This is a genomic window from Enterococcus sp. HMSC076E04 (genome assembly GCF_001814285.1).
Taxonomy (GTDB): Bacteria; Bacillota; Bacilli; order Lactobacillales; family Enterococcaceae; genus Enterococcus_B; species Enterococcus_B lactis.
The window spans coordinates 24,317-45,611 of the sequence record NZ_KV815587.1; the positions used below are offsets into that span (position 1 = coordinate 24,317).

A 21,295-nucleotide genomic window follows, 5' to 3' on the forward strand; every position below is an offset into this window, starting at 1 on the left:
CTGTCATACGTCTCGCTTTTGTATTGAAATTTCTTCGATTAGAGATACTTATTACTGTTCAAAAGCTTCTTTGAAACGGTGAATCAATTCATTGACTACAGGGGATAAAATCCGATTCTTTTTCCAGACTAGCATGCAATTCGTTTCAATCATTGGGTCAAGCGGAACGAATGTCACTCGCTTTGAATGATGACTTACAGCACCTTCTATGACTAAAGCAGCACCTACCTAATTCTCAATTAGCGCAAATACATTGAAAATCAAATTGTACGTTCCTGTGATCAGCAACTGCTCCTTTTTTATGCCTAACCAGTCAGCAAACATTCGCTGTATTTCTGGACGCTTTGAGATCAAAAGAGGTACATTCGCAAAGTCTTCTTTTGTTATCGCATCTTTTTTTGCTAAATCAGAATTTTCTGAAATGAGCAATCCCCATTTTTCCTTTCTTGGTAACAAAATCGTTTCGTATTTCTCTGTATCTACTGGATCTAGCAAAATCGCTAAATCTAACAGGCCTCTTTCTAGTCGCTCCGTGATATCATCACTTGTTCCACTGTGGATATGAAATTGAACGTTGGGATAATCACGGATCAGCTTTTCTAGTAATAGTGCCAATATATTCGAATTATCAGCTTCCACACAGCCAATCGTAAATCGGCCGCTGAATAATTGTTTTTTTCTGTTCTCGAATTCTTGAGTAGTTTGATTTGTCAAATCTAAAATTTCTTCTGCCCGGCTTTTTAGAAAATAACCTGCTTCTGTCAAGATCATTTTGCGGTTTTCGCGTACAAACAGTTCTGTTCCTAGTTCCTCTTCTAGCTCCTTCAGTTGTCGGCTTAAGGTTGGTTGTGTAAGATGTAGAACTTCTGCGGCTTGAGAGATTGTTCCTTCTTCTGCAATTGTCCAAAAATATTTTAGTAAGCGTAACTCCATAGCGATGCTCCTTGATTTTTTACTTGATACATTCTATTTTATTTCTAGATAACACACGATCATATTTCTTGATTTTTCCTTGTAAACGTTCCAAACATTCTTGCATTTCAGCAATTTTTTTCGTCAAAAGTTCACTTTCTTCAATCAAAAGCTTACGCCGCTCAAATACAGTTGCTTCTCCTTCGCTAGATAGGCGAATATATTCAATCAAAGACTCGATCGATAATCCGGCATTTCGCATACAGATCGTAAAGTCAACCCATTTTAGGTCTTCTTCTGTATAATCACGGATTCCACCTTTTGTCCGATTAACTGGTGGAATCAACCCGATTCGCTCATAATAGCGCAATGTATCGGCCGAAATGCCCTTTTCTTCACTGACTTGTTTGATATTCATCTGATCACTCTTTCTCTTAATTTCTTGCCACTTTACTTATGTACTTTATTTATTCTACAACTTTAAGTGTACTCCAAGTCAATACTCATTTCTATTAAAAGTAGGCTGGATTATCTATATCGGTTGTTTGTGTATTATTTCGAATAAAAAAGACTTGTTTTTTTATTCTTTTTTGGATATACTTTTAACAATTTAGGGAAATTTTAGGAAAAGGGGTATAAAAATGACAACGTATCAGCGAAAGGTATTATTATCGACATCGGCGGGAATTGCTTTAGAGAATATGGATATTATGTTTTTAGCTTTTTCATTATCTTCAATGATTGCTTCTTTTCACATTAGTGGTACGCAAGCGGGTTTCATTTCAACGATCACTAATTTGGGGATGCTCATTGGAGGTATTTTTTTTGGCATCATAGCTGATAAATATGGACGTGTGAAAGTATTTTCTCAAACGGTCCTTCTGTTTTCGATTGCTTCTTTATTGATGTATTTTGCTTCAAACATCTACTTGGTTTATCTCTTTCGCTTTATCGCAGGTGTAGGAGCGGGAGGAGAATATGGGGCGTGTATGTCCTTGATTTCCGAAAGTTTTTCAAAAAAACAAATTGGACGAGCTTCTTCGGTTGCTGGTATTGGTGCGCAGGTCGGTGCGGCTTTGGCTGCGATTTTAGCTGCTGTGATCATTCCAACGTTTGGTTGGAAGATGTTGTATGTCGTAGGTGTACTGCCGGTGTTGATGGTCTTGTTCATTCGTCGCGGCTTGACTGAACCAAAGGAATTCAAATCTGCACAATCCGCCGAAAAGAAAACCAAACTTAGCAGACTGTTTGAATCAAAACATCTTGCTTGGCAAACATGTGGCCTTAGTATCATGGTGACTGTCCAAATCGCCGGCTATTTTGGGTTAATGAATTGGCTGCCTTCGATTATGCAAGATCGATTAGGACTTTCGGTTTCTGGATCTTCATTGTGGATGGTCAGTACTATTTTAGGCATGTCTTTGGGGATGATGACTTTTGGCATGATCATGGATAAAGTGGGGCCTAAACTAACCTTTTCTTTGTTTTTAATTTGTTCATCCTTATCTGTCTATCTACTTGTGTTAGCCCATAGCCAGTGGAGTTTGGTAGCAGCTGCTGTGATAGTCGGCTACTTTATCAATGGCATGTATGGTGGATATGGCGCAGTGATTAGTAGTTTGTATCCAACAGAAATCCGCGCGACGGCGAATAATTTCATTATGAATCTTGGACGAGCTGTTGGTGGTTTTTCTTCTATCGTCATCGGTTTCTTGATGGATCATTATAGTTTAACTGCCGTAATCTTGTTTTTGAGCGGTATTTACCTAGTCAGTCTGCTGGTCTTGACAACTCTTACTGGTGTTACAGCATTAAAGGAAAGCTTGCAGCATTGACATTTGCTTTTATAAATGACAAGAAAAAGGTGTGGCAAAAGCTTGCATCTGCGGTAATACGAACAGCCAAACGGAAACAGTGTCTCATGTTTTTGATTTGGCTGTTCGTATTACTTGATGCAGGGCAGCTTTTTCACGACCTTTGTTTCACGGTGTTCAATCAGTTTGCTCTTCAGTATTCGTCCAAAGCGCTGATTTCACACCCTCTTTCTTTATATCGGCACATCTTCCATTGTCCAAACTAAAGTTCCTTCATAATCCCCAACTTCATCTGAAGGTCTTAGTTTCAGTTGGATATTTCCTATTTGCCCAAAATTTGCTTTCCCCGTTCCTTGCCAAATCTGTTGATCACTTCCAGTTAATTCGATTGTTTTTCCTTGGATAGTGAAAAACAAGGGACATAACTGCTTAGACTTATCATTGATCAGCGGTTTTTCTTTTCGGACTTTGATTGTCCATTTGCTTTGTTCTAAATGGCTAGAATCTTCAACCTGAATTTCTCTCTGGTTTACTGCCGCAACAAATGTGTCATTGGCAGGTATTTCTTGTTCCCCAAAATCGATGCTTTTAGGTAAAAGCAATTGCGGGCCTTTTTCGACTGCTAGTTTCCTTCTATCTGGCGGCGACTGTTCTTTGTCGTCAGTCATTACATAGAATGAAACTTCTTTTCCAATCCAATTTTCTGGAAAAGCTATCTTTATTTCGTCTTCTACTTTTTCTGGTACATGTGAGTAGGTCTGTAGTCTTTTTTCTTCCTCATTACATTTAGCCATCAAATAGATAGTTGAATCTCCTTCATGAGAAAATGTGAATTTGATGGTACAACTTTTACTAAATCTGGATACCATCAAAGGATTTTCTTTATTCAACAATTCAAATCTCAAGGGTTCGCCTTTGCGGTAGCGATGGATGATCGTTTGTGTTTCTGGCTGGAATCTCCCATGATCAGTTTCTTCATTTTTTATCGGAAAGAACCCGCTTATCTCAGGATAATCCTTCGATAAATCATAATCTGTCGTAAGGATACCGGTCTTAACCACTTCTTGACTCAAAGACCTATCTTGTTCATCTAAAAATTGAATGTGGACTTCTCCTAAATAATTGACGAGACTAGTACCTGTATTTTCTGCAGTCTCCTGTCCATTTAAAATCGTTTTGACTTTAAAAGGCAGCGGTAGCCGATCATTTATGATGGCCGAAGTTTCAACTACATTTTCTTTGCCTGTCCATTCCAACTCGACTTCATATTGCAAAACGGTATCATACAATCGATGATCTTCAGGATTTTTCGCAGTGATCACCATTTCCTGCCCTTCGACCTTAGTGCTGAATAATTCCGTTATATCTTCTCCACTAAAATTCGTCACTTTTACTTTTTTTGCTTTGTATTGCTGAGTTTTAGCTATTTGCTCTAAACCGAATCGAACTTGGAGTTGATTGGCTTTTTTCCATTGGCTAATATTAGGAATCGTTTGCTTTGCCTTTAAGCAAACATCTTGGTCTGCTTTTTCAAAAAAAGAATCTGTGGCATAAGCAGAAGGAAACTCTGGCTTAGCCAAGAAATCTGTTCGATATATAACTGAAGATGGTGTGCTGTCATTGTTGTGCACCACAACGTGAAGTTGGGAGACTGGATTTGTGATCACCTCAAAGCTTTGTCTAGGATCTCTCCAAGGTACGTTTGGTGTGATGTTTTTATAATAGCCCCAATAGTCTCCCCACTGACGATCCCCATCTCCATACACGTCATAAACGATATTCGTCGGATTATTTGTACATAAATATTTGATTACTCGGCTAGGATTGCGATACCCTACATACTTATTGACATTCAATCCATAATAGTTGAAAGAGGTCTCAATCGTTAAAGGATTCCCACTCGTATCTAAAAAGTCATAGGTTATGTTCATTTCACCAGAAATATCGATACTTAAAAAGTTTCCTTCAGTAAAAAAAACCGATCCGCCATCTAAGTTACTTTTATTTCTTTCAAGCGTTACTTTCAGATTCACTTCTTGCCCCTTATAGAAACCGACATTTTTGATCAAGGCGCTACTTTTACTTGTACTCCAGTCAACTGTGACAATCTTTCCCGTTACTTTTCCCTCAATTGGCTCCACAGAAGTATGCTCACCATAATGCATGATGAATGTATTGTCCGCAGGAGTCGTGATTTGATTGGCCCATCGGAAATAACCTAAATCCGTGAGAGGTCTAGGAGCTGCTGCTACTTTTGGCGATAGCCATAGCAGGACAATAAGCGTAAAAACCGACAGTACTATTTTTTTAGACTTAGCCATTTTCTTACCTCCTGCTTTGCTTATTCTTTTTTTTCATGCGATATAACATTTCTGCAATCATGATTAGACAAACGCCTAATATGATGAGCAGCCAGCAAGTATTCTCATTTGTTTTCGGAAATAACGTCTCTTCCATGGCCATCGGCTTTTCTGTACTATTTTCTGTAATCGTTACTTTTTCCATCGGAACATGCTTACCTTGGTTATTTTCTTGATAAAAAGAGATACCAGCCTCACTCGTTGTCTTTTCAGTTGCAGAAACTGGTAACACTATTCCGAACATGAGTACGAAGAATCCTAACCTAATTACCCATTTCATGTCTATCTCCTCCTAAACTAGCTTTTCTCTCGTTTCAATTTAGAAATATACCAGACCAGACAAATGATGACGATTAGGCAAAAAGCAAGGAAGAAATACATCATGGTATCCGTTGGTTCATCTTCTTTTTCTACATTTACTGCTTCTTTATTCAGTTTTTCGTCATCTCCTTTGATTTCAAATGCTTTTACCAGTGTCCATTTTTTCCCTAAAGCGTCTTTCAAATGGATCGTTAATTAATAGAAACCTTTTTTCAATGGTTTGTTTTACCAACTGATTGGTAACTCAAATTTGCTTCTTGGAGCCATAGAAATTTTTTTCGACAATTGATGCAAGACACCATCTTTTCCTTTTTTCGTTATCTCTGCTTCCATTTGCATTTGACTCATTAGGACCGGCTGCTTATTCTCCAGAGTAGCAAATAACGTAAGATAGCCGTTTTGCAAACCTGATTTCACTTTAGACAATGCAAATTCAGGATCGATCTTTTTATCTGAACAACTTAATTGAGCACCAATCGTATAGGCGAACTTGTTTGCCAAACTGAATCCATCATTTTTTTCTTCTTTTTCTTTTGTTTCCTCATAACAATAGAATCCACCTAGTATCGTACCGTCAAATCCTTGCTTAGGTATATCTAACTGGAAGGTTGCTTGTCTTATTTCTTGTGGTTTCAACGTAATGGTTTGTGGCTTCGAAGCAATCTCTTCAAAAGTCGGACTTCCTAGTAACTTTTCCCCGTGCTTGGAATAATCCACTGCACCATTAGAGTTGGTCACAGCGTTATTCGCTTCTACTTTGACATTTATTTGACGATTACTTGTATTCGTTAATTGAATTGTCAATTTTTGCTGTATACCAGCTTGTACTTTCAAGTCAAAATAACTAGCTTCTGAAATCTGGTTTTCAGGTAAAATCGCTTCTGCATCAAAACTGACTTTGTTTTGATCAGCAAATGAACTAGCAGAGAAATACAGTAAGATCAACAGAAACAAGCTACTAAAAAAGATGGGAAGGACATATCCCCATCTTCTTGTTTTATGCTGGAGCATCTGTCAACACCCAAGTTAGTTCCGCTGTATAGCTTTGTGCTTCCACTCCCGCACGGGGTACATGAAGCTTGACGTTTTCATTGCTGCCATCTGTTCCTTCAAATACTGCTGCAAAGGCGCCTGCCCCTTCTCCTTCTTTCGCAAGCATCACGTTTTGGTAGTCATTATTCAAAACAAAAGTTTGTTTTGGTGCATCTGCTAATGTTGGCGGTGTGGATTGATTGTCTTTTGTCACTACTTTTCCATTAGCTAATGATAATTGTGCGCCAGTTAGCTCATGTCCGTTTTCTCCAATAAATGGTGAGATCGAAACGCCTAATGTCCAACCTTTTGCTCCTCCGCGCGTATCATTGACTTGGACATGTGGACGTTGATTCAAGGCAAAATAATCTGCATCCCCCTGTTTTATTTCTTGTTGTCCAAAAGTAATATTCGATGCAAATGGAATAGATAATGCTCCTGTATCTCCAGTACTTGGATCATCATCATGCGTATCATTTGGCACGATAGGCGTGACATCATTTCCAGATCCAGCCTTTAACGTCACATCTGCTTGGTTCGTTGTTGCAGAAAGTGTATGATCGCCCTCTTCTGCAAAAACATAGCCCCCTGAGATACTGAGCGCCAACAAACCTAGAGCCGTAGACGCAATCACTTGTTTTTTCATTTATAATTCCTCCTAAATAATAATTGGTTTAATTTAACCAAGGATAATTTTGGCACGAAGAGAACGTCTTTTCTAGTTTAAGAAATTTCTAAAAAAAGGAAAAAAATAAAAGTAATATGAGTAATTCAGTATTTATACGCAAAAAAGAGGCAGATTCTCTCAGAAATTCAAAAATTTGAACTTTCTAAAGAGAAAATCTGCCACCGAAGTTTAAGTCCAGTTATTTTTCTTGAGCGATTCGATAAAGTAACTCTTCCAACTGCCGCCAATTTCGTTCGGTCGGAAGATTTTTCATTAAAAGCAATGGAATATCTTGTGTATCTAAATAATAATTTGAGATAACCAAATCTACTTCTGTGATTGCAGTTTGATAGTCATAAAAAGCTAGTAAGTATGAATGACCAAATAATCGATGGATCTTGTTCATCAGCCAAAGACGATGCGTGTGATGCAGATCATCCTGTATGAGAATTTTTATCGGATCCATTGCGCTTAAGAGTAAATCGTAATAGTCAAGAATGTAATAATAATTCAAGAAAAGCTGCTCCCAATTATCTATTACTTGCAGTACCTCTTTTTCAGCATATTTTCTCACCGTTTTTTGGAGTTGCTTGATTCTTTTATATATCCTTGGATTTTCTGCTTTGATTTCTTTTGCATAAGAGCGATTGAAAAAAAGATCTGTATTCCCAAAAAAGAAACGGCTTCTTTCATGGAAAGCAACAAAATTGAATACTAATTCTTGATCATCTGTATCCAATCGAAAATCAAATTCTTTCTTTACAGCGTTTTCTAAAGCTACTAAGGTTCTGTAACACAAGCTGTCACTAATTTCATGTGACTTTGCATAACTATTCTCGTATGTTGAATTTCCGTCAATGACGCCGAATGAATAAATCACTTGATACAAAAAATACTGTTCATCTTCCGATAAAGGGCTCTCGATTGCTTCGAGCCATTGTCCGATCAACAAAAAGAATGGATCTTTCTTGATGACTTGTTGATCTGTTTTATCGACTATTATCGAAGCAAATGAGCTTCTTTCCAAAATAACAGCCAGCCAATAAGAAAATACTCGTTTTTGAAGAGGATCTAGCTGGATATGATAGATTCTCTCAAACTTCAAGAGATAGTTCTCGATTTTTTCTTTTGGAAACTTGAATGGCCAGCCGCCAGTTCGAGTAGAATGCCAATAAAAGTAATAATAGAAACTTCGAATATACTGTTCTTTTGCTTCAAGTTCTAGTTTAAACGGATGGAATGTGATCCGATACCTCTCAAAGTACTTTACTAATAACTTCGCATAACGAAAAACTGTGGATACACTCGTATATTGAGCGTCTGCATAATCTTCCAAATTTTTCTCAGGATGTTGATACATGAATTCAATCAAATGATAATTATATGATTTTCTGTAGAAATGAAGATAAATAGTGTAGATTGGGAAGTTCTCCTGCTTTTCCATAGAAAAGCGCCGATTATTCTCATTCTTCAAAATGACCTTATCAGGATATTGTTGGAACAATTCTTCTAAATCTGTTAGATAATTCAAGATAGACTTACTTGATACCTTCAATTCGTTTTGTAGCTCTTCTATTGAACACCAACGTTCTGTTTCAAGCAGTAAATGAATCATTTTAATTTTCTTTTGAGAAACTTTTGTTAAAAAAGTCTGCATATCTTCTCCTCCTGTATCTACTTTACTATACTACATACAAGAAAAAAACGGATACAAATATCCCACTGCAAAACAGTTAATGGTGCATAAATCTGTTATTATTTCTCTTTTTTTCCTAACCATTCTCTTGATATGAATCATTTAATCGTTTATTATATAAATGTCAATAATCTGATAATAAAATAACGTACATATTTTATTATTACATACTTAATAACAGAACTATAGCAAAAAATCCCGTGTATCAACACGGGATTAGATTAAGTTTCCTCAATCACTATTCATAACACAATTATTATAACAAGTAAGTAAACAATTGAAAAGGACATTTATTGAAAACGGTTGTTTTTTACTTAAGGAGGAAATTTAGTGAAAAAATTAGTTGCGTTGTTTTTGGTCGCAGGAAGTTTGTTAAGTGGGTGTGGTGCTACTACGTCCACTACTCAAAGCACAAGTTCAGCTCAGGCTTCCAGCAGCAGTACCACGATCTCCGAAAGTACGGCAGATTCATCGAAAGAACAAGAACAAATTGAAAAGAAAAAAGAAGAAGAAAAACAAAAAGCGGAAAAAGCTGCACTAGAAAAAAAAGTGACAGAAGCGGAATCTGCTTTGTCACAAGCTGAAGCAAATCCTACAAAAGAAAACTATGCAACTGCTTCAGCAGCTATCCAAGCGCTACCTGAAAACAAACAAGAGTTGACAAGCCGTCTTGCTGCAATTGATTCCACGATCAAAGCAAAAGAAGCAGAAGAAGAACGGAAAAAGCAAGAAGAAATTGCACGACAACAAGCAGAACAAGCGCAACAAGAAGCAATTGCACAGCAGCAAGCCGAACAGGCGAGGCAAGAAGCAATCGCACAGCAGCAAGCCGAACAGGCGCGACAGCAAGCAGCAGCTGAACAGGCCTCTCAGCAGGCACAAGCCGCAGCTCCTGAGCAAAATAATGAACAAACTGTCTATGTCACACCGACCGGTTCAAAATACCATACACATAAATGTGGAAATGGTACGTATACCCCTGCCACTTTAAGCGAAGCTCAAGCTCGTGGTTTAACCCCTTGCTCCAAATGTTATGGAAACTAATTCAAAAGTTATACTAGAGTAATAAAATTCTTCTGAAACATAAAAAAATAGAAGCTGGCGTTCCAGATAGTAAACCAAAAATAGCAGTTTACACGTCCCTTTCGTCAGCTTCTCTCTTTTTTCATTTAGTCTGTTCCCTCTGCTTTTTGGACATCTTCATTCATTCTTTCTCAATCAAATAGTACACCTCTTTTTCTTTTCGCAGTTTATATCTTCCTTTTTTCAATTTCATTGAAAACTGTTTCGAATGTTTATGTTTTACATGGATTTTAAGCAGGAGCTCCTCATGTTGCAAGCGATAGTTCCCGCCTTTTAAATCAGAAAATCTCACTAGTCCGTATTCATCAGAAGCTTTCACAAATGGAACTTTTTCTCTAGTAATATAGTGTTTGCCGTTGAGCGTTTTTACAGAAAAGACCATTCCTTCGATTGGTCGTCCGTTTGTGTTCTTTACATAAAAAGATAAAGGATAGTTTCGCTTAGCGATGGCCAAAGAATCTAAATAAGCGATGAGTAGCCAAACTAAGCCGATTGATCCAAGTAGTATACCGATAAACCAAATAAAAAATTTCCATTTTTTCCATTGATCAATTCCTTGGATCGCTTTTTTTGCCTCTTTTGCTTGATAAGGAATACGATGCCCCGTCACAAGCAGTCGATGTGTATTGACCATGTAAGGAGTGCAGGTAAGCAAGGTCACGAGGTCCCTACCTTTTTGGATACCCAAAGAATCTACTTCATCAGGTAAGACCACTTGGATTTTTTCTACTTGATACGCCAATGTCTTTCCATTGATCTGGATGAAAAACTGGTCTCCTTTTTTCAACTTAGGCAAATCTGTAAATAATTTCGCTTCTGGGAGTCCACGATGCCCAGAAAGAACGGCATGGGTGCTTTTCCCGCCAGTTGGATAAGAACTTCCTTCCAATAATGACGTTCCTTTTTGCAAAAATATTTCCGTTGTCTGATCGAATATAGGTAAGCTGACATTGATTTTTGGGATTTCGATGACTCCAAGCATATGTTCCATAAAAAAGGCATTACTAGGTAAATCTTTTAATGCTTTTGCATCAACTGCTTGGTTGAAACTGCCTATCCCTAGTGATACGTTTTGCTCTGCCAGCTGTTGGTTTTTCTTTGTCATTTTTTCCTGCTGTTTTTTTATTTCCTCTGAATTCTTATTCGATGCTTGCTTTTGATAATGGATGATCATTTGCTGGGCAAGAAAATCATTCAGTGAATCTTCTACAAAAGGATAAGAAAAGATTCCGATCCCAACGACTAAAATGATTGCCATGAAGATGTCCAGTATTCTTATTCTGCTTTTATTCATCATGTCCACCTATTTTCTAATATGTATATGAAGAGGTTGTGAAATCAGCGCCTTGACCTGAGTATTAGAGAAGCAAACGGAAAAATAGTTCCTCATATTTTGCCGTTTGTTGAGCTAATACCGAAGGTCAGCTGATTGAACACCGTTTAAGAAAGAGGTCGTGAGCCTGCCGTTTCACTCTGAGTCACAAGGAACAATTTCAAAAAACAGCTTCTCATGTTTGTTGAATATTGTGACTTGTGACCGAGGAGTTGGCAGGAGAACACCGTTTAAAGAAGAGGTTGTGAAAAAGCCGTTTAGTTTCGAGTATTAAGATAAATTTTGTGAAAATGGTTCCTCACATTGTTGCATACATTTGACTTAATACCAAGAGACCGACCACTTCTGTCACAACCTTTCTCCCCATTTGAATCACTGTCGTTTATTTATCGTATGATTTTTGTTTCCAATAGTTTAAGCTTCTGTTTCTTGATGGCGTTTTTTGAAGTAGATCACTGCTCCTCCAACTAAAGCAGTACCTACCAAGATGAATACGATGATCCCCATACCACCAGTTGAAGGCAAGATTCCTTTAGGTTGGTTATCGATCGTTGTTTCATCAGAAGTTGTTGGATCATCATCTACTGTAAATTCAGTGTACGCAGCTTCATTCTTAGGTAATGCATAGCCTTCTGGTGCTTTGGTTTCTTGAAGGCAGTATGCCCCTTGTTTCAGCCCTTCGATTGAAAATTTCCCTTCTGAATCAGAAATCAATTTCACTTCTTCCCAGTCAGAACCTGTGACTTCATCTGACCAAGCATATGGGTATTCTCCTGAAGCAAGGTTTGCTATTTTTTTCATTAATTTAACAGTTGGATCTTTTGCTCTTAAAATAGAAAATTCTGCACCGGCTAATTTTTCTTGCGTGTTCACATCTTGTTTGATGAAGTGGAAATCACCGTAGTTTTGGACATTTTCTACAGTAATCGTGTTATCCGTAGTTGTATTTTCCCGATTGACTACACCGTTTGGATTCCCAAAATCGGCTTCATCCGCGCCATGGATGATTCCGGTTGTTTGTTGCAATTTTCCGTTTTCTACTACAAATGAGGTTTCTTTTTGTGGATCGGTCAATTGATAACCATCTGGTGCTTTTGTTTCAACCAAAGTATAATTGCCGTCTAGTAACCCATTGACACTGATGGATCCTTCACTATCTGTTGTGAATGTCAATGCTGATTCGGCAGGGCCATAAAGAGCAACACCGGTGTTTTCATCAAAACCAGTCACAAATTGATTGTCTGAATTTTTGATCTGGAATTGCGCCCCTGCTAACTTATCTACCCCTGAAAAGTTCCCAGCTTTTTGGATTTTGATCTTGCTTTCTTTGATGACATTTTTAGCATATAGATGAATCGTGTCTAAAGGTTTGTCAGGGTCTGATGAATCAGGGTTGTAAAAGGGTAAGCTTAACACGATATTTGGCGACGTTTCGACACCAGGTTTTGGTGTTTCTACAAAGACGTATACAGCATCTTTCCCATCAGATTTACCTGGAAGAGTCAAGTTAGCTAATCCTTCACCAGAAGTCGTTACACTTGCAAAAGGTGTAGCGTCTGCTGGAACTGCTGTATCTTTACTTGGATAGTACGTAGCGGTGATGTCGTATACGTTGAATTCTACGCCATTCAATGGTTCGCTATTCGGAAATGTCAATTCCGTTCCGTTGTTTATTTGATTTTCTGGTGCTGAAGTGAATTTCAATTTATGCAAATTAACCGTGACATTTTCTGGTGTAGGTGATACGGCTGCAGAAACATCTGCAGTTCCTAGGCTGAGAACGAAAGGAAGCAACATAATAGTAGTTCCTAGAAGTGCCCATATTTTTGTTTTGATGTTTTTCATTTTATTTCCCTCCTATTGTTTCCTTTTTGTTGTTTTTTATAAAACCAAGCTGTTCCTGTTGAAAGGACTAGCAACAATCCTAAGATTGAAAAACTTCCAAGCATCTCTTCGTTTGTTTTTGGAAAGCTTCCTCCACTTTTTTCATTTGATGGGCCATTCGTCTGCATCTGAACTGGCGTTTTTCCGTTATTTGTCCGATTTGCTTCTGGTTCGTTGATGATTTCCAATGGTATAGGATGAAGTGGATCATAACTGCCTTCTTCAACTTCAAAGAGAATTGGTGCTGGACTCCATACATATCCTTTAGGCGGCTTGATCTCAACTAGTTCATAGCTTCCAAAAGACAAACCATGGACAGAAAATGTTCCATCTTTACCGGAAGTAAAAATCGATGCTCTCGGATCATCTTTGGCTACCCAGTGATTTATCCCATTTTCTTGCGCTAAATATTGGTTATCTCTTTTGACTAGAAATTGAGCATCTGCCAGTCTTTGTTTCGTTTACCCATCCACTTTGACAAATTGTTTGCCACCTGTTTGGATGGCAAGATGTGTTTCTACTGTTTGATTGTCAGTCGTCAAACGTACCTCGTTGTCAAATGTCGTTTTTTCACTGTTTTCTTTCAATGACATTTGGTAACGGATCGTTAATTTTTTCCCAGCAAACGAACTGAGATCTTTTCCAGAATCTGATAATACAAAACCATGTTTTGTTTTTTGTGTATGAAATGTATGAATCTTTTCTCCACCAATCAAAAGATCGATCGTTTCTGGTTTTAGCCACAACTGAGGATCAGCTGTATCTGTGATCGTATAGGTTCCTATCTCGTTGATGTTCTCAGGAATTGTGGTAGTGATGAGATAAGGTACTTTATCCCCATCTGCAAAATCTGTCTGCTTGTTCTCTACTTTTTTTGTTAATGTGAGTGCAGCAGGTATTTTTTGTTCGCTCTTGGGATACAAGTGGATGGTCGTCAATTTATGATTAGATGAATCTGTCACAGAAAGCACGACGACAAATGGTGCTGATTTTTCTTTTACTTGATCTGAAGATTTTATTTCCGCAAATCGGTAAACAACGTCACGACCTTGCTCGTCTTTGTCCGATACACGAAAAGAAGCAATGCCCTCTTCCCCGTCTACTGTTTTTGTTACACTTTCTGCCAGTATTTTTCCACTGTCACTTTTTTGTGCTAGCTTTCTTTGTGCATCTTCTACACTACTTCCTTCTGATCGCAGCTTGTAAAATTCATCCGAGACATCATATATAGCAAAAGTAACACCGTTCAACCCTTTTGCCTCCTGAAAGTTATCTGGACTAGCCATTCCGTCGTTTTGACTGATACTTGGCATCTGTTCGCTTTCGAACATTCGATTATGCAAAATAAATGTGATGGGTGATTCTCTAGCTGACACAGTCGGAGAAACAATAAAAAATCCCAGTAGGATAAAAAAGAGAACAGCAAACCTATCCACACGTACGTTTTTTGTTTTTTTCATCACTGTTCACCTGCTTTGCTCTTACGATGGATAAAATAAAAGAAGCCAGAAAAAATAAAGATCATTCCTAAAAAGACAAAGGGCAGTAGACCTATCCCGCCTGTCGAAGGAAGCAAGAGAGTCGGATTGATCGTCAACTCAGCGGTATCTGTTGCGGTAATCGAATAATTATTGTTTACAGTTCCTTCCCCTAAACTAATCGTTACTATTTGTGTTCCGATATCTGTCCGGCTGTTAGCTGTTAGTGTATAATCCAATGCTTCACCTGAGACAACACCAGTAACGTGGACATTTCCAATCGGTATCGAGTGACTTTGGGCATCATAATTAAAGGCAGCGTCATCGACAGTAATCACTGCATCAGCTTTATTGATGGTATAGGTTCCTGATGTGTTAGCTATATCAGTAAATGACATCTTGGGATTTGCTGCTTTGACCTTATCTATTCCGCTTTTCATTAACTTGATTGTATAGCTGCCAGCATTAACCATATTTTTTGCTGATTGTGCATCTACTGTGTAATCCGTATTGCTAAGTGTCACTTGCACTGGAGTAACCGAACTGGTGACACCTTCTGCTAGCTTGACATGGATTGACGGGTTTCCTGCTTTTCCATCATATGTCTTACTGCCACCGAGCTCTACCGTACCGCTGATTGGCTTGATCGTATAGATATCAGATGTCTGCACGATAGTAAATAAATAGTTTGTTTTGGCAGCTAGTTTAGCTAGTCCGCTTTCTGTCAATTGCCAAGACGTATAGGTTCCAATTTCAGTAGGCGCAGTTACTTCAACTCCCTTTTCATTCATCGCTTTGAAATCAGTTGGATTCCATGTGATTTGATCAATACTAAGATCATTGTTTAAAAGGGATGTTGATTCTGTTTTATCATTAAAGGTATATTTAACGATCGGTACAACAGAAAGACCATCATAGTACTTACTGCCATTTGCATTGATTGATACTGTGTCATTTGTCTTATAATATAGGATGACTTCAGAAATCTGTTTTCCATTTGTGTCCTTTACGATTACATTTCCATTTGTATCTAAACTAGCTGAAACACTCGTTGCTGATTGGTTCTTTGTTTCTGTCGCTGAAACAGCTGTAAAGGTATATCCGCTGATAATAGGCACATTAGTCGTCAGGTCTTGTGCAGCACTTCCGTAAGTAAGATTCATTATTTTAGAAGGAGCAATCGTCTGTCCAAAATAGTCTTGATACTTAATAGTGATTGGTGTTTGTTTGCCTGTATAGGTCACCGTATCGACGTTACTTTCTAGGGCTGTGAAAGAACCGTTTGTTTGTGCAAAAGAATAGCCCGTTACTGCTGTTGGAATAATAACCACTTTGTCCCCCACATGGATTCCAGATAGTGTAGTCCCGTATGTTCCAGTTTGTGCTATCCCGCCATTAACAGTATAAGAGAATGTTCCAGGTTGGTTTGCATTGACCTGAACCGTCGCTGCTTGATAGGTTGGAACAACTGAAATATTCCCCTTGTTATCAACGATCTGTCCATTTTTGATCGAGTACCCTGTGAATGGAATATCGTTTGCTAACTGTATACCGATTGAAAAAGTACTCATACCTCCTCCGGCAGGAAGCCCTCCCCATGTTGAGGGTGTAAAAGAATAACTTTTATCCGCATTGGGTGTAACGGAATCGATCGTATTTCCAGCGGTAGCCACCCCCATATAGATACTTTTTGGGAATGTGGTAGTAGTAGCATTTACCGTAGAGCCAATAAACAGATTATGGATATCTGGACGGTTATCAATAAAAGCGATTGCTTTGGTTACACCTTGTAGCGCGGTTTTATCCACACTCATCGTTCCGTTAACCGCAACAATGACTCCATCTTTGGCATATATCACTGTATATCCATCTGGTATGGTATGTCCGTTGAAATTCGTAGTGGCCGCAACAGCACTGAATGTCTGACTTCTACCTGTTTCTGAATAAGCTTTTTCCCCTGCTGCTTTTGCTGCTGCAATTTCTTTTTCTGTCGGATCAATCAGCTGAGTCGAGGATGTGGTTGAGGTTGTCTCGTTGTTGCTAGACTGATTGGTACTTTCTGTTGACTGTATTTCAGAATGGGGTGGACTATTTGTCTCCTCTGTCGTTTGGTTAGCAAAACTTGACGTTTCTGTATAAACGGTTACATTCCTATTGGATAAACTTCCTAAGAAAGTAAGAATCACGATTATCGAAACTGCAATGGAACGCAAGTGTTTTCTTCGAGATACAGCTTTTAGTCTAGAATCAAAATGTTTTTGACATATACGTTGGATTTTATTTTGAGTTTTCTTGATCATTTTCATCCCTCCTCTCAATAAAAAAACGTTATCAAATAAGCACGTGCACGTTATTCAAAATCTAATTTTTACTATTTTATTGATACATGGAAAGTTTGGATCATTTCTATTCTCTTTTTATTCTAAGATTATTCTATTCCTCACGCTTAATAGAAAAGATTTATTTTTAAATAAAAAATACTCTTTTTTTACGATTATTAAAAAAAAAGATAAAACTTGATGAATTGAAGTATTGCTTAATTTTGGAAGCTAGGGGGGGAAGAATAAAAGCATATATATTGTTTCAAGAACAAAATCTTGTTATCTTTTTAAAGGACATTTGTCCAAAATCTAATTTTAGGAGGTACGTTTTGACATTTATTCGTACAAATAAAAGAGAATTATCTTTATTCATTCTTTATTTTTTATTCATAGGATTTCAATTAGGGATCCTTCCATTAGCCTTATTATCTATGGTAACGAACAGTGATTTAATACATTCAGAGTTTGTTGTGTTCGCGGTTAACTTATGTATTCCTTCTATTATTGGAATCATTTTGTTTCGTAAAGAGATCATAGAAAGTTTTTCTTATTTCAAAGAAAAAACTTGGCTGAGAATTGCTAGTATATTTTTTTTGGTAGGCTTGATCTTTTTAGTAGATGTCTTCATGCAACACATTTTAGGTCCTACTAACCAATCAGCCAATTAGGAATATTTATCGCAATTAGGAAAACAAACGCCGCTATTTTTGACTTTGATTGTTTTTGCTTTCTTTGGCCCGATTTTAGAAGAACTTATTTTTCGTCATCTTTTAATTAATTGGCTTTCTCAATCTATTGGTTTAATTTTGTCTTCTTTGATTTCTATTTTTCTATTTACATTTATTCATGTAACGCATCCAATTGATTTTTTCATGTACGCTCCTGGAACGATTTTACTGACGATTGCTTATTTAACTGCGAATCGCTCATTAGCTTTTATCATGGCTATCCATATTTTGAATAACGTTCTTGGTTTTGTATTATAGATACAGATGACAAAAAAAATTCAAGTATGCGACATTGGTTCTACGCCGCATACTTGAATTTTTTTCAATTAGTATACATCAAAACTTCTAATTTTCATTTCCCATCAACTGATACGCTCGACCATCCGAACTTCTTTTGAAAAAACCGAATGTGATTAGGTAACGCCTTTGTTCGACATAATCAGCACTAGAAAATACGTCCATCAATATCGAATTGACTTCTGTTTCTGTATAGATTACTCCATGTTCGAATCGTTTCAAGACTTCTTTCAGCAGGATGTATTTCTTTTTTGTTGCGCTTGGTACTTGTTTTACTTTTCCATCCTTCATAAATGTCTCCAAAACTTTCATTTTCTCTTGCTCCGTATAAGTATAAATCATCTTCTTTCTCCTTTTGATTCTAAGAATACTCCATTTATGTTAGAATATTCTGTATTTTTTGTTAAAGCGGTTACTCTCAAGAAAGATATTATCACATGGCTCTTTTTTTTACTAATATTTGTCGGAAGACTCATCCTAATAAGTTATTCGCCCAGTCGAGTAATAAAAAAATACTGAATCAAGAATATTGCGTACATGATAAGAACAAAAAAAGAACCCTTGAATACCAAGGGTTCTTTCTCAGTCTGATAACGATGATTAACGACGGATTTCTTTGATACGAGCAGCTTTTCCGTGTAATGCACGTAGGTAGTACAATTTTGCACGACGTACTTTACCGTAGCGAACTACTTCGATTTTTGCAACACGTGGTGTGTGCAATGGGAATGTACGCTCAACGCCCACTCCGTTAGAAACTTTACGTACTGTATAAGTTTCGCTGATTCCAGCACCGCGGCGTTTGATAACAACACCTTCAAATAACTGGATACGTTCACGAGTACCTTCGACAACTTTTGCGTGAACACGCACAGTGTCACCAGGGCGGAACGCTGGGATGTCAGAACGTAATTGGTCTTTTGTTAATTCTTCGATTAATGGATTCATGGTTTTCTTCTCCTTATTCCAAATATTCTTATGAGCTTCTCTCACAGCGGAATATCGTAATAGTTAAGTGCTTGTGCACTCACCATAAAATACTAACATACTATCAATCTACTGTAAAGAAGATTTTAGAAAAAGTTACTTGGCTACATCTGCTGTTTTTTCTTGCTCTTCTTTCTTGATTTCTTCTAAAAATTTCGTCATTTGAGGCGTCCATTCAAGTGTTTCCAAGAGATCAGGTCGGCGTTGATAGGTTCTTCTTAGCGACTCTTTTAATTGCCATTCTTCAATCAATTTATGATTTCCATTTGTCAATACTTCTGGTACTTTCATCCCTTTATATTCTGCTGGACGAGTATATTGGGGATGTTCTAATAGACCAGTTGAATAAGAATCGGTTTGGGCAGAAGTCTGATTGCCTAACACATCTGGCAACAGCCGAACTGTTGCATCGATCATGACCATCGCACCTAATTCTCCCCCAGTAAGGACATAATCCCCTAAAGAAACTTCATCTGTCACTAATGTGCGGATACGTTCATCATACCCCTCGTAGTGACCACAAATGAATACCAGGTGTTCTTCTTGTGAAAATTCTTCTGCCATTTTCTGATCGAATCGTTTACCAGCTGGATCAAGAAGGATGACTCGTTTCTTGACATCAGGTGCAGCTTGTTCAATTGCTTGGATATTATCATAGATTGGCTGGACTTTAAGCAACATACCTGCTCCTCCGCCATATGGATAGTCGTCTACTGTCTGATGTTTATTATCTGAATAGTCGCGGAAGTTAGAGATATTGATGTCTAATAAACCTTTATCTACAGCCTTGCCGATGATGGATTCACCCATAGGACCTTCAAACATTCGTGGAAATAAAGTCAATACATCAATCTTCATCGTCAATCAGTCCTTCTGGGATTTCTACACGGATCACTCCAGCTTCTAAATCAACTTCTTTGACGACAGAAGCGATATATGGAAGCAAGATATCAGCCTTTTTCGGACGTTGAACGACCCAAACATCATTAGCGCCTGGTGACAAGATTTCTTTTACTTTACCTAGTTCCGTTCCATCTTCTTCCACCACACGCAGACCGATGATCTCGTGGTAATAGAATTCATTTTCATCTAGATCTACAGAGTTGTCTTTTGACACTTTCAATATGCCATCCCGATATTTTTCCACATCGTTGATGGAAAGATGACCTTCAAAACTCAATAAGTCAAAATTTTTATGTTTACGATGACTTTTGACCGTTAATTCAATAGGTGCTTTTCCATCTTGGAATAATGTCAGCACCGTCCCTTTTTTGTAACGTTCCTCTGGGAAATCCGTTGTTGAGATCACACGGACTTCACCTTTGATACCTTGTGTGTTTACGATTTTTCCTACATTCAAGTATTCAGTCAACTTATATCCCCATTTCTTTTTTGTCTGTTTTATTTTAGCATGTGCGGAGAGGCAATTCTAGTTTTCTTTTAGGGTATTAAGCCAAATTTATTGCAAAAATGTGGCGTACTGTTTTTGATGACTTCTTATTTCTTGAAGCTCAGCACTTCTGTCATGGCTTCTTCATAGAAACTGCCATCTTCAATGCAGCCATAGGGTCTTGACGAGTGATCGTATAGACATTTTTCGGTTCTTGCCAACTTACTTCTACGGCTCGATTCGTCGTATCTCCCATATCAATAGTTATCTTACCAAATTGTTCAGGTGCTGGCAGCCTGTTTTCTTCCAAATAGGCTACGATTTCTTTAGCTAACGGCAAGGGTTCTTGACCATCAATATTATTCCCACGGATCCGAATACGCCAATTTCCTTCTTGCCATTCAAGGTAGCTTGAACCTGCTGCTCCTTGCTGATACCCCGTGATTTGATGACCTAAATCCATTTTCTGCCCATTTGTATCGATCTCAAATGGCTGCAAGACTTGTATCGTTTCTTGACTAGAAGCAAATCCATATTGATAGAGATAAGTTGCAATAGGCGTTTCTTGATTCAATTCGTCAGCATTCAACCTGAGGGGACGATCTGATCCGTAATATAAAATAGAATAACCTTGCTTTGTTTGTGCCGCTGCGACATTGAGATAGCCAGAAGAAATCGGTACATCTAAAGGCATGGGCACGTTTGGTTGTTGTTCTTTCAATTGGTTTAAAGCAGTCTTTTCCTCATTACTTGAGGTAGCCCTTGTTTGTTCAGTAGATGAAGCCATTTTAGTACTACTTTTTTCTGTACTTGCAACAGTTTCAGATGTACTGCTTGATGGTTGCGTATTGTCTGATCTTTCAGTAATCAAACTGCAGGCGCTTAACAATAAGACAAACGGAATAAATAACATAGTATTTCTCATTATCTGCTCACTCCCTCCTATTATAAGGATACGCTTTCTTGCTTCTTTTGCCAAATAATCATTTCTT

At 37.9% G+C, this 21,295-nt stretch carries 17 protein-coding genes and 3 pseudogenes; 3 read left to right on the top strand and 17 right to left on the bottom strand.

From position 1 onward, the window contains the following. Nucleotides 1-51 precede the first annotated feature (51 nt). Nucleotides 52-933: pseudogene (locus tag HMPREF2961_RS05305) on the bottom strand (LysR family transcriptional regulator). A gap of 19 nt (nucleotides 934-952) precedes the next feature. Further along, entirely contained in the window at nucleotides 953-1,330 is a 378-nt protein-coding gene (locus HMPREF2961_RS05310) for a MerR family transcriptional regulator (RefSeq protein ID WP_010732242.1), read from the bottom strand. A gap of 223 nt (nucleotides 1,331-1,553) precedes the next feature. Here HMPREF2961_RS05310 and HMPREF2961_RS05315 point away from each other — a divergent pair, with 223 nt between their 5' ends. After that, the gene (locus tag HMPREF2961_RS05315; protein WP_070704184.1) at nucleotides 1,554-2,747 is read left to right on the top strand and encodes an MFS transporter; all 1,194 of its coding nucleotides are present in this window, start codon (nucleotides 1,554-1,556) and stop codon (nucleotides 2,745-2,747) included. Between the two features lie 212 nt (nucleotides 2,748-2,959). Here HMPREF2961_RS05315 and HMPREF2961_RS05320 read toward each other — a convergent pair whose 3' ends face one another. The 5 genes and pseudogenes from HMPREF2961_RS05320 to HMPREF2961_RS05345 form a co-directional block, all read right to left on the bottom strand. Further along, a complete protein-coding gene (locus HMPREF2961_RS05320; protein WP_070704186.1) occupies nucleotides 2,960-5,047 on the bottom strand; it encodes a hypothetical protein in 2,088 nt (695 codons plus the stop codon). A 4-nt stretch (nucleotides 5,048-5,051) separates the two neighbouring features. Continuing rightward, nucleotides 5,052-5,366: a hypothetical protein gene (locus HMPREF2961_RS05325; protein ID WP_070704189.1), complete on the bottom strand. Its 315-nt coding sequence runs from the start codon at nucleotides 5,364-5,366 to the stop codon at nucleotides 5,052-5,054. Nucleotides 5,367-5,383: 17 nt separating this feature from the next. Further along, a pseudogene (locus HMPREF2961_RS05335) lies at nucleotides 5,384-6,418 on the bottom strand (DUF916 and DUF3324 domain-containing protein). Next, entirely contained in the window at nucleotides 6,405-7,085 is a 681-nt protein-coding gene (locus tag HMPREF2961_RS05340; RefSeq protein ID WP_070704199.1) for a WxL domain-containing protein, read from the bottom strand. The pseudogene HMPREF2961_RS05335 and the gene HMPREF2961_RS05340 overlap by 14 nt, the downstream one beginning before the upstream one ends. Nucleotides 7,086-7,305: 220 nt before the next feature. Further along, the gene (locus HMPREF2961_RS05345) at nucleotides 7,306-8,763 is read right to left on the bottom strand and encodes an AcpB/EbpR/MafR family transcriptional regulator (RefSeq protein ID WP_070704202.1); all 1,458 of its coding nucleotides are present in this window, start codon (nucleotides 8,761-8,763) and stop codon (nucleotides 7,306-7,308) included. Between the two features lie 369 nt (nucleotides 8,764-9,132). Between HMPREF2961_RS05345 and HMPREF2961_RS05350 the strand changes: the two genes are divergently transcribed. Further along, nucleotides 9,133-9,846 carry a hypothetical protein gene (locus HMPREF2961_RS05350; protein WP_002302966.1) on the top strand — a complete coding sequence of 238 codons (714 nt, stop codon included), beginning with the start codon at nucleotides 9,133-9,135 and terminating at the stop codon, nucleotides 9,844-9,846. A gap of 160 nt (nucleotides 9,847-10,006) precedes the next feature. On the opposite strand, the gene HMPREF2961_RS05355 is transcribed toward HMPREF2961_RS05350, so the two are convergent. The 5 genes from HMPREF2961_RS05355 to HMPREF2961_RS05375 form a co-directional block, all read right to left on the bottom strand. Next, the gene (locus HMPREF2961_RS05355) at nucleotides 10,007-11,179 is read right to left on the bottom strand and encodes a class C sortase (protein ID WP_070704204.1); all 1,173 of its coding nucleotides are present in this window, start codon (nucleotides 11,177-11,179) and stop codon (nucleotides 10,007-10,009) included. A gap of 453 nt (nucleotides 11,180-11,632) precedes the next feature. Continuing rightward, the gene (locus tag HMPREF2961_RS15370; RefSeq protein ID WP_070704207.1) at nucleotides 11,633-13,063 is read right to left on the bottom strand and encodes a SpaH/EbpB family LPXTG-anchored major pilin; all 1,431 of its coding nucleotides are present in this window, start codon (nucleotides 13,061-13,063) and stop codon (nucleotides 11,633-11,635) included. Next, a complete protein-coding gene (locus HMPREF2961_RS15680) occupies nucleotides 13,060-13,551 on the bottom strand; it encodes a prealbumin-like fold domain-containing protein (protein ID WP_256277981.1) in 492 nt (163 codons plus the stop codon). Before HMPREF2961_RS15680 ends, HMPREF2961_RS15370 begins: the two co-directional genes overlap by 4 nt. A gap of 12 nt (nucleotides 13,552-13,563) precedes the next feature. Then, nucleotides 13,564-14,562 carry a pilin N-terminal domain-containing protein gene (locus tag HMPREF2961_RS05365; protein ID WP_256277978.1) on the bottom strand — a complete coding sequence of 333 codons (999 nt, stop codon included), beginning with the start codon at nucleotides 14,560-14,562 and terminating at the stop codon, nucleotides 13,564-13,566. Continuing rightward, complete coding sequence (locus HMPREF2961_RS05375) at nucleotides 14,562-16,886, bottom strand: MBG domain-containing protein (RefSeq protein ID WP_070704210.1); 2,325 nt, start codon at nucleotides 16,884-16,886, stop codon at nucleotides 14,562-14,564. Before HMPREF2961_RS05375 ends, HMPREF2961_RS05365 begins: the two co-directional genes overlap by 1 nt. 344 nt (nucleotides 16,887-17,230) lie before the next feature. Here HMPREF2961_RS05375 and HMPREF2961_RS15895 point away from each other — a divergent pair. After that, a pseudogene (locus tag HMPREF2961_RS15895) lies at nucleotides 17,231-17,887 on the top strand (lysostaphin resistance A-like protein). 87 nt (nucleotides 17,888-17,974) lie between these two features. On the opposite strand, the gene HMPREF2961_RS05385 reads toward HMPREF2961_RS15895, so the two are convergent. From HMPREF2961_RS05385 to HMPREF2961_RS05405, 5 genes are all read right to left on the bottom strand, one after another. Beyond that, nucleotides 17,975-18,268 carry a DUF2087 domain-containing protein gene (locus tag HMPREF2961_RS05385; RefSeq protein ID WP_002335881.1) on the bottom strand — a complete coding sequence of 98 codons (294 nt, stop codon included), beginning with the start codon at nucleotides 18,266-18,268 and terminating at the stop codon, nucleotides 17,975-17,977. A gap of 258 nt (nucleotides 18,269-18,526) precedes the next feature. Beyond that, a complete protein-coding gene (gene rplS, locus HMPREF2961_RS05390; protein ID WP_002290284.1) occupies nucleotides 18,527-18,874 on the bottom strand; it encodes a 50S ribosomal protein L19 in 348 nt (115 codons plus the stop codon). Nucleotides 18,875-19,009: 135 nt separating this feature from the next. Then, on the bottom strand, nucleotides 19,010-19,771 hold the full coding sequence (trmD, locus tag HMPREF2961_RS05395) for a tRNA (guanosine(37)-N1)-methyltransferase TrmD (RefSeq protein ID WP_002313567.1): 762 nt from the start codon (nucleotides 19,769-19,771) through the stop codon (nucleotides 19,010-19,012). Then, complete coding sequence (gene rimM, locus HMPREF2961_RS05400; RefSeq protein ID WP_070704213.1) at nucleotides 19,761-20,285, bottom strand: ribosome maturation factor RimM; 525 nt, start codon at nucleotides 20,283-20,285, stop codon at nucleotides 19,761-19,763. Before rimM ends, trmD begins: the two co-directional genes overlap by 11 nt. Nucleotides 20,286-20,436: 151 nt before the next feature. Then, a complete protein-coding gene (locus HMPREF2961_RS05405) occupies nucleotides 20,437-21,228 on the bottom strand; it encodes a hypothetical protein (RefSeq protein WP_002290279.1) in 792 nt (263 codons plus the stop codon). Nucleotides 21,229-21,295: the final 67 nt, after the last annotated feature.